We start from the raw sequence: 12796 nt of genomic DNA, 5'->3' as shown, positions 1-12796 counted from the left end.
CCACGGCGCGGCCGGGTGCGCCTCACGCGGAAATTGGGAAAGACAGTGGACGGAGCGGCCGGACGGACGGCTGGCGCGCTCAGGGGATCAAGCGCTCAGGCCCTCAGGCCCGCTTGCCGCTCACGCTGACGGGGCCCAGCGGATAGGGGACGTTGTGCTGGTCCACCCACTCGATGTACTGGGCGCGCGCGCCGGGGAAGCCAATGGCGACCCAGGCCTTCATGTCCTTGTTGCCGCCGTACATCGGATCGGCCAGGTAGCCGTTCTTGGTATCGCCAAGCAGTTGCGAGAAGAACTGCGACGCCTTGAGGCTGCTCTCGCCCAGCGCGGTGAAGTCGATGGTGTCTTTCTGCAGCGCGGTCAGCAGTGCGTCCTGGTCGGCGCTCGACAGGCGGTGGAACGGCTGGCCGTGGCGAGCCGTGGCCGCCTGCTGCACCAGCGCGATGCCGCGCCGGTAGACGTCCTGCGGCGCGTACGGCAGCTGGAAGCCCAGCGTTTTGGGCGCGGCCACGTTGTGCGGGCCCTGCAGGTAGATGTCGTCGCCCAGGCCGCCCTTGAGCTGCTGGTCGATGAAAACGGGGACATTGGTTTCCAGCGCGCCCGGCCCCTTCCCTTCGGCCGGGATCAGGCGGTCGCAGGCGGCCAGGATGAACTGCCACTCGGGCGCGCTGAAGAAGACGGGCTGGTAGTGCTGCAGATGCACGTCCTCCAGGCCCTTGGCGCGGAGATCGTGAAGCGGAATGGTGGCGACCGGCACGGCAACCGCGGTCGCCTTCAGGAAGGCACGACGTGAGAACGGGGGCGTAGACATGTGAGGTCCGTGGTTATCAGGCGTTGTCCCCACGCGGATCTCTGTTTGGCGCCGCTATTGACGTCCCGGACCCGTCTCACGCTGGAAAAGGTCGGTCATCGTACATCCAAATTGTTATGGAATGCAATGATTTGATTGCTAATGAATTGTGCATGGGACGGGACAATGGCGACTCCCTCGTCCGACGGACCCCGGACCGTCAGGATTCCCGGCCGCGGCGCACGTGGGTGGCGCGGCCGCCGGGCTCGGCCAGGCTCTGTTCGACCACGCGCAGCACTTCCCTTGCGGTGTTTTCCGAATGCGCGCGGAGGATGGATGCCAGACGCGGCCGCCCTGGCTCGCGTAGCGCCGCCATGATGGCGTCGTGCTCTTCGTGAGACTCCTGCCACCGCAACTGGTCGGCATTGGCGGCACCACGGGCGCGGTGCACCTTGCTCATCAGCGTTGCATAGATCCCCGACAGCACGGCGTTGCCGACGCTGTCGACGATCATCTGGTGGATTTCCTGGTTGATGCGGAAGTAGTCGGTACGCTTGCCGGCCGCATGGGCGTCGATCATGGCCTGGTGCTTGCGCTCGATTCTTGCCAGCGCGGCATCGCCCAGCCGATTGGCGACCAGTTCGCCCGCATGCGCCTCCAGGCCGTGCAGCGTTTCGAAGGTCTGCCGCAGTTCGTCCAGGTCCAGCGGCGCCACGCGATAGCCGATGTACTGCCGGTGCAGCACCAGCCCTTCGGCCACCAGCACCTTCAGCGCCTCGCGCAATGGCGTCTTCGAAACGTCGAAGGCGTCGCACAGCGATTTCTCGTCGATGCGTGCCCCGGGAGGCAACTCGCCCTCCTGGATCATCGTGCGCAGACGCGCCGCAATCTCGGCGGCCATGCCCAGCGTGCGCAGGCGGGCGGTTTTGGGTAACGCTTGTGTCACGGACATCACCAGAACGGGGAATCTGCACCAGACGGAAGACTATCACACCGAATTGGTGCTTACTCTATATCTATATTTTTCAATAACTTAGCGGCGTTGTAATTACCGATTACGTATCCTATACTCGCTCCAGTTGCGCGACACCCTGACACGAAACATCCAGACAACACAGTACCCAGGAGCAAGGAGACCCCCGTCATGCCACCCACCAGTCAGGCCGCCACGATGACCCCTGCACGCAGCGGCGTCCGTTGGAAGATCTTCCTGATGATGCTGTTCCTCATCGCCATCAACTACATCGACCGCGCGTCGCTGTCCGTGGCCATGCCACTGATCGCCAAGGAGTTCGACCTCAGCCCCGCGATGCAGGGGCTGATCCTGAGTTCGTTCTTCTGGACCTATGCCCTCATGCAGGTGCCGGGGGGCATGCTGGCCGACAAGTACAAGCCGCGCATCGTGATTGCGTCCGCCACGGTGTTCTGGGGCGCGTTCCAGGCGCTGGCCGCGGTGTGCACCAACGCCACGTCCCTGCTGCTGACCCGCCTGGGCCTGGGCGCCGCCGAAGCGCCGATCTACCCGGCGGGCGGCAAGCTCAATGCCATCTGGATGACCCAGAACGAACGCGGCCGCGGCGCGACGCTGCTGGACGGCGGCGCCCCGCTGGGCGCGGCACTGGGCGCCATCATCATTACGTGGCTGATTGCCGCACTCGGGTCGTGGCGCCTGGCCTTCGTGGTGGCCGGCGTGGGCACCGTCATCGCCGGGGCCATGGCATGGTGGTACATCCGCAACTCGCCGCGCGAGCATGCGGGCGTCAACGAGCTGGAAGCGCGCTACATCGAGGAAGCCCAGGCCAATGAAAACCGTGCCGAGCCGGCAAACCTGTCGGGCCGGTCGCTCGATTTCTTCAAGTACCGCTCGGTCTGGTGCATGGCCATCGGCTGGATGTGCTTCAACACCGTGTTCTACGGGCTGCTGACCTGGATGCCGAACTACCTGAACAAGGTGCATGGCTTCGATATCAAGGCCATGGGCGGCGCCAGCTTCATCATCTTCTTCTGCGGCTTCATCGGCGAGCTGATCGGCGGCTGGATTGCCGACAAGTGGAAGGAAGCGGGCGGCCGGCCGAACGTGGTGATGCGCACGCTGTTCGGCATTGCCGCCGTGGTCGCCACGGTCTCGATCTTCTCCGTGGCGTATGTGACGAACCCGGTCGCAGTGGTGGCCCTGCTCTCCTCCACGCTGTTCTTCCTGCGCTGGTGCGGCCTGTTCTGGTGCATCCCGTCGATCCTGGGCACCCGGAACAAGATCGGCTTCCTGGGCGGCGTGATGAACCTGGGCGGCAACATCGGCGGCATCACCGTGCCGATCATCGTCGGGATGATCGTGCAGTTCACGGGCTCGTACTTCCTCGCCCTGATGTTCTTTGCTGCCGCTGGCGTCGGGCTGCTGCTGGCATCCACGGCCATCGACTACGAGAAGAAGCTTCCGGTCTGATTCAGCGACCACCCCGAACAACAAGACCCACACCAACTTGAGGCACTGCGCCCAGACAGTGCCCGACAACTCCTGAGAACCCACCATGAGCAAGAAAACCCGTCTCGGCATGCTGACGCCGTCGTCCAACACCGCGCTGGAGCCCATTACCAGTGCGATGGTCAGCGGCCTGCCCGGCGTCAGCGCGCATTTCTCGCGCTTCACGGTCACCGAGATTTCGCTGAGCAACCAGGCACTGGGCCAGTTCGACCTGGAGAAGATCCTGGCGGCGGCCCGGCTGCTGGCCGACGCCCGCGTCGATGTCATCGCCTGGAACGGCACCTCGTCGGGCTGGCTCGGCTTCGACCGAGACCAGGCGCTGTGCCGGCAGATCACGGAAGCCACGGGCATCCCGGCCACCACCTCGGTGCTGGCGCTCAACGAGATCCTGGAGATCACGGGCGCGCGCCGCTTCGGGCTGGCCACGCCGTACCTGGCCGACGTGCAGGAACGCATCGTGGCCAACTACCAGCGCAGCGGCTTCGATTGTTCGGCCGAACGCCACCTGGGGCTCCAGGTGAACTACAGCTTTGCCGAAGTCGAAGCAGACACCATTCGCCGGATGGTGCGCGAACTTGCCGCGGAAAACGTGCAGGCCATCACCACGTTCTGCACGAACCTGCACGCGGCCCACCTGGCCGAGGAGCTGGAGGCCGAGACCGGCATCCCGCTCTACGACACGATCTCCACGGTCGTCTGGAGTTCGCTGCGCCTGGCCGGTGTCGACACCCGCGACGTGAAGGGCTGGGGCCGCCTGTTCCAGGAAGTCCACTAAGCGCGAAGCACCGGAGAGTGATGACCATGACTGCAGACAACAATCTCGACCTCGTGATCCGCAATGCGGACGTGGTCACCGCTTCCGATCGCTTCCGCTGCGACATCGGCGTACGCGGCGGCAAGATCGTTTCACTTGGCCACGGCTTGCCCGCCGCGCGGCAGGAAGTCGACGCCACCGGCCTGCTGGCCCTGCCCGGCGGCGTTGACGGCCACTGCCACCTGGACCAGCCCATGCCCGAGGGCATGCGCATGGCCGACGACTTTTTCACCGGCACCCGGGCGGCCGTGTGCGGGGGGACGACCACCGTCATCCCTTTCGCGGCGCAGGAAAAGGGACAGTCCCTGAAAGCCGCGGTGGCCGATTACCACCATCGCGCGGAAGGCCGCGCCGTGATCGACTACGCGTTTCACCTGATCGTCGCCGACGCCACGCCCACGGTCCTGCGCGAGGAATTGCCCGCGCTCATCCGCCAGGGCTACAGCTCGTTCAAGGTGTACATGACCTACGACGACCTGAAGCTGTCCGACCGTGAAATGCTGGAAGTCCTGGCCGTGGCCCGCGAGAATCAGGCGCTGGTGATGGTGCATGCCGAGAACGCCGACTGCATCTCGTGGCTGACCGACAAGCTGACCGGCGAAGGCCGCCTGGCCCCGCGCTTCCACGGGCTTGCACGGCCGGCCGTGGTGGAACGCGAAGCCACCCATCGTGCCATCTCGTTCGCCGAACTGGTCGACGTGCCGATCCTGATCGTCCATGTGTCGGGAAAGGAAGCCATCGAGCAGATTCGCTGGGCGCAGGGCCGGGGACTGAAGATTCTGGCGGAGACCTGCCCGCAATACCTTTATCTCACTGCCGAGGACATGGGCCTGCCCGGTGACGATGGCTACGAAGGTGCCAAGTGCGTGTGCAGCCCGCCGCCGCGCGATCCCGAGAACCAGGCCGCCGTCTGGCGCGCGCTGGCAAACGGCGTGTTCAGCGTGTTCTCGTCGGATCACGCGCCCTTCAACTATGACGATCCGCAAGGCAAGAAGCTTGGCGGCGGCCCGCAACCGTTCGACCACATCCCCAACGGTGTGCCCGGCATCGAGACGCGGCTGCCGCTGCTGTTCGATGGCGTCCAGCGCGGCAAGCTGTCCCTGCACCAGTTCGTGGAGCTCACGTCATACCGGCCGGCAAGAATCTATGGCCTCTACCCGCGCAAGGGGACCATCGCCATCGGCGCCGACGCGGACATCGTGTTGTGGGATCCCGAGCGCAAGGTGCGCATCACCAACCGCAATCTGCACCATGCCGTCGACTACACGCCCTATGAAGGCACGGAAGTCACGGGCTGGCCCATGACCACGTTCTCTCGCGGCGAGATGATCGTGCGGGATGGCGAGTACCTGGAGCCCACCGCCGGACGCGGGCGGTTCCTGGAAGCAGGACAACCCGAGCTTTGACGCATGACAGTGGCAGCCATGAATATCCTGATCGTCAATCCCAACATCAGCGAATCCGTCAGCGACCTCATCTACGCAGAGGCAAAGCGCACGGCGTCGCCCGACACGCACCTGACCATGGCCACTGCCAGCTTTGGCGTGGCCTATATCGAAACCCGATTCGAAGCCCTGGTGGGCGGCTACGCCACGGCGTGCGCGGCCGCCGAGCGCGCGGGCACCTTCGATGGGCTCATCGTCGCGGCATTTGGTGATCCGGGCCTTGCCGGCATCAAGGAACTGTTCGACGTGCCGGTCGTGGGCATGACCGAGGCCGCATTGGCCAGCGCATGCCTGCTCGGCCAGCGCTTTTCCATCATCGCGATCTCCCATCGCATCGAGGCGTGGTACAGGGAGTGCGTGGCGGCCAACGGGCTCGCCTCCCGGCTGGCGAGCATCCGATCGTTGCAATCGCCGTTGCGCGACATCGGGAGTGTCCAGCAGGACCACACGCGTGCGCTCGAAGACATGAGCCTGCGGGCAGTCCGCGAAGATGGTGCCGACGTCATTATTGTCGCCGGTGCGCCGCTTGCGGGGCTGGCGCGGGCCCTGCAGGGCAAGATACCCGTGCCGGTGGTGGACGGGGTCAGCAGCGCGGTGCGCCATTGCGAGTCGCTGCTGGCATTGCGCGCCGGTCACAGCCAGGAAGGCAGCTTTGCCAGGCCGCCAAGGAAGCCGAACAGCGGACTTCCTGCGGCGCTGGCGTCATTGCTGGCCTGACGGCGCGCGTGGCGCCAAGCCACCTAGATACTGAACTCCGGGCTGCCGAAGCGCGCCAGCAGCGACTCGATGAGCGCCATGTCCTGCGTGGTCGGCGTGCGGTCTTCCACGGCGCGCGACGGGCCGCAGTAGGTGGCCGTCACGTGGCGGCGCACCGTCAGCACGCCGGTTTCCGGCGGCGCCACGTCGACCCCGGGCCACGGGGTGCGGCGGTAGCTGCCGGCGATCCATCCGCCCGGGGTCAGGTGCAGTTCTTCCCATTCTTCGTTGTTCGACATGGCTGGTTCTCCTATGGTGTTCGGGTGGTCAGGCAAGGCGGCCTGGCTCGGTGACGCGATGGTGTTGCTGCCGCATGCGCACGGCCACACGCTCGCCGGCCTGGCGGGCCGCCTGCTTGGCTTTGGTTTCGGAGCGGTGCGTGGCGTGCCGCATCGACACGTTGGCGACGACATGCTCGGCGCCGTTGCGGTACTCCGAGATCATGTAGTTGGCAAACCAGACGCCCGGGGCTTGCTGGATGGGGTACACCGAAACGGTGAACGGCGTGATACCTGGATTCAAATTGTTCCTGTCTCTTTGGGGCACGCGATCGGGTGGCGTCATCGGGCACCACGCGGTTCGTGCGTGTGCGCTGGACGGCCGTCGGGAGCCATTGGAAAAAATCAGTGCCGCTCGCGCGCGTTGGCGGAGACGGAAGACTGGCGTGAGAGGGACCTGGCTTTCGCTGCCCGACGGCCAGAAATGGGCGCGTCAGTCGCGGAGCGGGCGTTGCCGCAGGTCAGATAGAGTTGTGGGCACTGTCACGGCGAAACAGCCGTGTGCCAGCCCGAGAGGCCGCGCATGCGCTTTTTCAGGACGATGTCTGGCGGCCGCACCTTGGCGCCGAGCGATATCGGCACGTTGCAAGGCCGTGCATGATACCACCTATCGCGATGCACGGCCGGCGGGCGCCCGTGGCGCCGCGCCCTGCCGCGTGGCGCGATCACAATCCGCTGATCGACTTCCCGGGCACCAGGCCGGCCACGATGTCCTCGCCATGGCGCACGGCAGCGCGCTTGGCCTGGCCCAGATCGTCCCATTGGATGTCGGGCACGGCGAAGACGCGGCCGTTCTCGGCACCGGGCACTTCGCCTTCGCGGCAGATCACCACGGAAGCGCTGTAGGACCGGTCCGGCCGGCGCTCGTTCCATTCGCGCGGCGGGTCGTACTTGTACACCAGCGGGTAGATGTCGAAGCCGTTGATGTTTCCAGAAGGACGGGCGTCCATGGCAAATCTCCCGATGGGTGTGTAGTCGCCCCACTCTACGCCTGATTGCGGAGATACGGGAGATATTCGCGCCAGTCGGGCAGATCGGGGGCAGGACCGGCCAGAAACCGACCGATGCGCCCCATTCCGGCCGCTACGGCCTACTGCGTCACCACCGCAATCGCCGGCGCGTTCTGCCAGCCGCCACCCAGCGCCAGGAACAGGTTGATCTGGTCCATCGCCACCTGGGCGTCGGACGCGGCCAGCGCGGCGTCGGTGTTGGCCAGCGTGCGGTCGGCGTCCAGGCTCTGCAGGTACGGCGAGCGGCCGGCCTGCCACAGCATGCGGTTCTGGCGCGCGGCCTCGTCGGCCTTGTCGCGGGCGGCGCGCAGCGATGCGTTGCGCTCCAGCTCGTGGGTGTAGGCCGACAGCGCGCCCTGCGTCTCGCGCAGCGCCTTGAGCACCACGCCGTCGAAATGGGCGAGCGCCCCTTCCGCGCCAAACTCCATGTTGTGGATGCGCGCGCGCGTGCCGCTGGTGGGAATCGTCCACGAGATCGCCGGGCCCCAGCCCCAGTGGGCCGTCGGCGCCTGCCCCAGGTGGTCCAGGATGCCGGTGAAGCCCGCCGACGCGCCGATGCGGATCTGCGGGTACAGGTCGGCCGTCGCCACGCCGATCTTCGCGGTGGCCGATGCCAGCTCGCGCTCGGCCTGCCGCACGTCCGGGCGCCGCTTGAGCAGTGCCGTGCCGTCGCCCACGGGCAGCGGCTGCTTCAGCGCGGGCACGTGCTCGCAGGCCACGCTCTTGACGTCCAGCGCCATCGGCGGCTTGCCCAGCATCACGGCCAGCCGGTAGGCCGCGCCCTCCTGCTCGGCGCGATACCGGGGCAGCACGGCGCGCAGCGTGTCGGCCTGGGCCTGGGCGCGCAGCAAGTCGGTCGGCTGGCCGCGTCCGGCGTCGACCAGCTTCTGCGCCAGCTTCACGCCGCGTTCCTGCAGATCGAGCTGATGCTGGGCCACGTGCAACTCGTGCGTGGCCGTGCAGCCCTGCACGTAGGCGCGCACGGTCTCGGCCACCACGCCCACGCGCGCCTGGTCCAGCGCGGCATGGCTGGCCTGCGCGGCCGCCAGCGCGGCCTCGTCGGCGCGCTTGAGCTTGCCCCAGAAGTCGATCAGGTACGACACCTCGAAGCCGATGTCGCCGAAGTTCATCGCCGGGATCTTCTCCTCGTGCAGCAGCGGCTCGCCGGCAATCTGGCCGCGCTCGGCGCTGGCGCGGAACTTCGCTTCGGGCAGGTTCTCGGCTTCCACCTCGTGGTAGACGGCGATCGACCGCTTCAGGTTGGCCGCCGCCACGCGCAGGTCCGTGTTGGCGACCAGCGCCTGCTGCACGAGTTCGTCGATGCGGGGGTCGTCGTAGAGGCGCCACCAGTCGGTGGGCACGTCGGCAATCGACACCGCGTCGCTGTCGGCATGGGCGAACGGGCCGTTGGCCGCGGCCGACTTGACGGCCGCCGCGTCGGGCACCTTGTGGTCGGGGCCAACGGTCATGCAGGCGGCCAGCGCCAGCGGCATCATGGCCGCCAGCGTGGCACGGGCAAGGCGATTCACTGCAGCACTCCGGTTGCGGGCGCGCCCTTGCCGGCCAGCGCGACCTTGTCTTCAGCGGCATCGCGTGCCGCGGCCGGCGCGGCAGGCTTGTCGGCCGTCTGGCCGCCGTCCTTGACGGACACCGTCGCGGTGCGGCCCGCCACCAAACGCACGTCCGCCGGCATCTGGTCGAAGTGGATGCGCACCGGCACGCGTTGCGCCAGACGCACCCAGTTGAACGTCGGGTTCACGTTGGGCAGCAGGTTCGAGCCATTGGTGCGGTCGCGATCCTCGATACCGGCCGCGATGCTCTGCACATGGCCATGCAGCACGCGCTTCTCGCCCATGATGCGGATGTCCACCGGGCTGCCGATATGGATGCCATGCAGCTTGGTTTCCTCGAAATAGCCTTCCACGTGGAACGACCGGGCGTCGACCATCGACAGCACCGGCTTGCCGGTCACCACGTAGTCGCCCAGGCGCGGCAGCCGGTCGTTGACGTAGCCTTCCACCGGGCTCAGCACCCTGGTGCGCGCCAGGTTCAGCTTCGCCACGCCGATGGCGGCATCGGCCTGCGCCAGCTGGGCCTCGCCCTGCTGCACCTTGGCCAGCCCTTCCTCGATGATTTCCTTGGACACCACCTCGGACAGCTTCTGGCTGCGCGATGCCTCGCGCCGCGCCTGGGCCAGATTGGCGCGCACGGCCGCGGCGGTGGCCTCGGCCTGGCGCAGCGCCAGCGCGTAGCGTTCGTGGTCGATCTCGAACAGCACGTCGCCGGCCTTCACATACTGGTTGTCCTTGACGGCGATGTGCGTGACCAGCCCCGAGACGTCGGGCGCCACCTGCACCACGTCGGCGCGGATATGCCCGTCACGGGTCCACGGGGCCACCGTGTAGTAGTCCCACAGGTGCTTGACGACAACCGCGCCAGCGGCGGTGACGGCCAGCGTCAGCACGACCGGCCCGAGCGAAGAGAGTCTGAGTTTCATGATTGCAGCGAAGGAACCAGCGCCACCACGCCACCGAGGACGATGGCGTACAGCGCCAGATTGAAGAGGGACCGATGCCAGACAAGCCGGTAGAACCCCACGCGCGACAGCACCGCGCGGGCCCCGCTCGTGATGACGAACGCGACGAGCATCCACACCAGCAGGCTGGGGATGAACACGCCATAGAGACTGATTTCACCGGGCATCATGCTTTTCCGGAAACGGTTGCCGGCACAGCCGGCGGAAACAGGGCCACCTGCATGTCGACCAGCGCGGCCAGCGCCACGGGCGACTGCACCTTCTGCCGGGCGTTGTCCAGCCGGGTGCGCAGCGCGGGCGGCGGCGCGTCGGCCGTGCCATCGAGCCGCGCCTTGTAGTAGCCGGCAATGCTGCGCAGCACGCGCCGCACCGCGTGGCGGGCATCGTCGGGCATGGCCGGCATCTCGCGTTGCAGCGCCAGCGCGGTCAGTTCCACGCGCACCTCGCTGAAGCCGTCGGACGAAACCTCGCTGGCGCTGGCGGCCAGCCGCGGCACCAGTTGCGCCAGGCGGTCGAGCATCCGGGCGCGCAGCCGCGTATGCGAGCCGGGGTCGCTGCCCAGCGCGTTCTCGGCGATGTCGCTCCACCCCGCCCGCACCAGCCGGCGCGTGGCGGCGCGGGTGCCGAACGGCCGCACCACCAGCGTCCACGCCAGCGCGAACGCGATGCCGGCGATGCCCGCCACATTGCTGTTCAGGAACGACTGGAAGTTGGCGCTGTAGGCGCCCTGGATGCCGATGTCGTTGGCGGTGACCACGGCCAGCGGCATGCCGATCATCGCCAGGCGCGGCTGCGCCACGAGCAGGCCGATGATCAGGTACGGCACCGCGAACATCAGCACCAGCATCTCGAAGTCGTGCGCCACCGGCAGCACCGCGAACAGCATCACCAGCGAGATCAGCAGGCAGACCAGGTTCCAGTTGAAGAACGACTGGATCATCGGCGCCGGTTCGTCCAGCGCGGCAAAGAAGCAGCACGAGATGGCGCCCAGCGCCACGGCACCGGCGCCATCGGCCCAGCCCGTGTGGATCCAGACCATGCCCATCGCGTAGATCGCCAGCGCCACGGTGACCACCGAGAACAGCAGCATGCCGTGGTCGTAGTGGCGCGCGCGGCCCACTTCCCAGCGCAGGAATTCGGGCACCCACTGGCCCTCGATGTGCTTGTCGCCCAGGCGGCGGCACAGCGTCACGCAATCGTGCCAGAGCGCCAGCATCTGCTGCAGCCGGTCTTCGGCGGCGGCAACCAGCGCCGCGTCCCAGCCCGGCTGGAGCGGCGTGGGCGACAGGACCGGCCGCGCACCATCGGCCGCGCCGGCCTGGATCCAGTCGCGCACGGCCCGCATCTGCGCGGCCAGCGGCGCCGGCACGCCACCGGCGGCCTGCAGCGATTCGACGATCGTGGCCAGCGACGACAGCACCGGTAGCAGCATCGTCATGCGGCCGCGCAGTTCGCGGGCGGCACGCACCCGTGCGGCGCTTTCGGCGTCGTAGCCAAGCTGGCTGATCAGTTGGTCGAGGGCAAGGATGTCGGCCGCCAGGCGGTGGCGGCTGTGGTGGCGCGACACTGCCGCGCCGGGCGTCGGCGACAGCATGTCCCCGGCCCACAGCGCCGCGTCGGCCATCCACTGGCGCGACTTGTCGCGCAGCACGTTGGCGACGCTGGCCGGAAACACCACCGCGCCCACCACGGCCGCGCACAGGATGCCCAGGCAGATTTCCTCGGCACGGGCCACGGCAAGGTCGAACACGGCGCCGGGGTTGTCCACGGAAGGCAGCGCGATCAGCGGCAGCGTGTAGGCGGCCAGCATGAAGACGTAGCTGCGCGGCGTGCGGTGCATCAGCGCCACATACAGCAGGCAGGCCACCCAGACGGCCACGGCGGCCATCAGCAGCGGCGGCGAGTTCACCAGCGGCGGCACCATGGCCACGCCGGCGGCGGCGCCGATCAGCGTGCCCAGCACGCGGTACAGCGCCTTGGAGCGCGTGGCGCCGGTGAGCGGATGGGCGACGATGTAGACCGACCCCATCGCCCAGTACGGACGCGGCAGCCCCAGATACATCGCGATCCAGAGCGCCAGCATGGCGGCGGCGAACGCCTTGAAGGAAAAGACCCAGTCCCGGGCCGACGGCCAGCTCATCATGGCGGTCAGGACTCCTGCTTGCCGCCCGCCGATGCGGCCGCCCGCGACAGTGCATCGAGCACGCGCAGCGCGGCGGCCATGTCGGCCTCGCTGATCTCGGCGAACACTTCGGCCCGCAACTGCTTGAGTTCCACCTCGATGCACTCGGCCATGCGCTCGCCGGACTCGGTCAGCGACAGCACGTTGGCGCGCCGGTCGCTCGGGTCCACCTCGCGGCGCACCAGGCCGGCCGCGCAAAGCTGGTCCACCAGCCGCACCAGCGTGGCACCTTCCACGCCCACGTAGTCGGCCAGCGTCACCTGGCGCACGCCGCCGCCGAGGCGACGGATAAACAGCAAGGGGGCGGCCGCCGCGGCGGAGATGCCGTGGGCGGTCACTGCGGCTTGGCTGATTTGTCGCCATTGGCGCCCGGACAGCATGAGCTGGCCGGTGAAGGCGAAACGGAGGGCGTCTATCGGAGGCATGGGCCGAATGATAGACGTGAATTAATTAGGATGCAAATGATTTCTTTGCGAATTGTTTCACGTACACTATCCGCCACA

Annotated in this window: 14 protein-coding genes; 4 read left to right on the top strand and 10 right to left on the bottom strand. The window is 67.5% G+C overall.

Annotation, left to right across the window (positions count from 1 at the left end):
* Positions 1-103: 103 nt before the first annotated feature.
* Complete coding sequence (locus tag EHF44_RS25325; protein ID WP_124686426.1) at positions 104-811, bottom strand: gluconate 2-dehydrogenase subunit 3 family protein; 708 nt, start codon at positions 809-811, stop codon at positions 104-106.
* Between the two features lie 199 nt (positions 812-1010).
* Positions 1011-1742: a GntR family transcriptional regulator gene (locus tag EHF44_RS25320; RefSeq protein ID WP_124686425.1), complete on the bottom strand. Its 732-nt coding sequence runs from the start codon at positions 1740-1742 to the stop codon at positions 1011-1013.
* Positions 1743-1934: 192 nt separating this feature from the next.
* On the opposite strand from EHF44_RS25320, the gene EHF44_RS25315 reads away from it, so the two are divergent.
* The 4 genes from EHF44_RS25315 to EHF44_RS25300 all read left to right on the top strand — a co-directional run bounded on the left by EHF44_RS25315 (position 1935) and on the right by EHF44_RS25300 (position 6248).
* Positions 1935-3233: an MFS transporter gene (locus EHF44_RS25315; protein WP_124686424.1), complete on the top strand. Its 1299-nt coding sequence runs from the start codon at positions 1935-1937 to the stop codon at positions 3231-3233.
* An 85-nt stretch (positions 3234-3318) separates the two neighbouring features.
* On the top strand, positions 3319-4047 hold the full coding sequence (locus EHF44_RS25310; RefSeq protein WP_124686423.1) for a maleate cis-trans isomerase family protein: 729 nt from the start codon (positions 3319-3321) through the stop codon (positions 4045-4047).
* Positions 4048-4073: 26 nt separating this feature from the next.
* On the top strand, positions 4074-5492 hold the full coding sequence (gene hydA, locus EHF44_RS25305) for a dihydropyrimidinase (RefSeq protein WP_124686771.1): 1419 nt from the start codon (positions 4074-4076) through the stop codon (positions 5490-5492).
* An 18-nt stretch (positions 5493-5510) separates the two neighbouring features.
* A complete protein-coding gene (locus EHF44_RS25300) occupies positions 5511-6248 on the top strand; it encodes an aspartate/glutamate racemase family protein (protein ID WP_124686422.1) in 738 nt (245 codons plus the stop codon).
* A gap of 23 nt (positions 6249-6271) precedes the next feature.
* On the opposite strand, the gene EHF44_RS25295 is transcribed toward EHF44_RS25300, so the two are convergent.
* The 8 genes from EHF44_RS25295 to EHF44_RS25260 all read right to left on the bottom strand — a co-directional run bounded on the left by EHF44_RS25295 (position 6272) and on the right by EHF44_RS25260 (position 12718).
* The gene (locus tag EHF44_RS25295) at positions 6272-6526 is read right to left on the bottom strand and encodes a translation initiation factor 1 (protein ID WP_124686421.1); all 255 of its coding nucleotides are present in this window, start codon (positions 6524-6526) and stop codon (positions 6272-6274) included.
* 28 nt (positions 6527-6554) lie between these two features.
* On the bottom strand, positions 6555-6809 hold the full coding sequence (locus tag EHF44_RS25290; protein WP_253700211.1) for an isochorismatase: 255 nt from the start codon (positions 6807-6809) through the stop codon (positions 6555-6557).
* Between the two features lie 421 nt (positions 6810-7230).
* Positions 7231-7515, bottom strand: coding sequence for a hypothetical protein (locus EHF44_RS25285; RefSeq protein WP_124686419.1), 285 nt, complete (start codon positions 7513-7515; stop codon positions 7231-7233).
* Positions 7516-7655: 140 nt separating this feature from the next.
* Complete coding sequence (locus EHF44_RS25280; RefSeq protein WP_124686418.1) at positions 7656-9104, bottom strand: efflux transporter outer membrane subunit; 1449 nt, start codon at positions 9102-9104, stop codon at positions 7656-7658.
* The gene (locus tag EHF44_RS25275) at positions 9101-10072 is read right to left on the bottom strand and encodes an efflux RND transporter periplasmic adaptor subunit (RefSeq protein WP_172966181.1); all 972 of its coding nucleotides are present in this window, start codon (positions 10070-10072) and stop codon (positions 9101-9103) included. The genes EHF44_RS25280 and EHF44_RS25275 overlap by 4 nt, the downstream gene beginning before the upstream one ends.
* Complete coding sequence (locus tag EHF44_RS25270; RefSeq protein ID WP_124686769.1) at positions 10069-10278, bottom strand: DUF1656 domain-containing protein; 210 nt, start codon at positions 10276-10278, stop codon at positions 10069-10071. Before EHF44_RS25270 ends, EHF44_RS25275 begins: the two co-directional genes overlap by 4 nt.
* Entirely contained in the window at positions 10278-12254 is a 1977-nt protein-coding gene (locus tag EHF44_RS25265) for an FUSC family protein (protein WP_124686417.1), read from the bottom strand. The genes EHF44_RS25270 and EHF44_RS25265 overlap by 1 nt, the downstream gene beginning before the upstream one ends.
* 5 nt (positions 12255-12259) lie before the next feature.
* On the bottom strand, positions 12260-12718 hold the full coding sequence (locus EHF44_RS25260) for a MarR family winged helix-turn-helix transcriptional regulator (protein ID WP_124686416.1): 459 nt from the start codon (positions 12716-12718) through the stop codon (positions 12260-12262).
* Positions 12719-12796: the final 78 nt, after the last annotated feature.

Source organism: Cupriavidus pauculus (assembly GCF_003854935.1).
GTDB classification, from domain to species: Bacteria; Pseudomonadota; Gammaproteobacteria; order Burkholderiales; family Burkholderiaceae; genus Cupriavidus; species Cupriavidus pauculus_C.
This window is presented reverse-complemented; position numbering and strand designations above follow the sequence as displayed.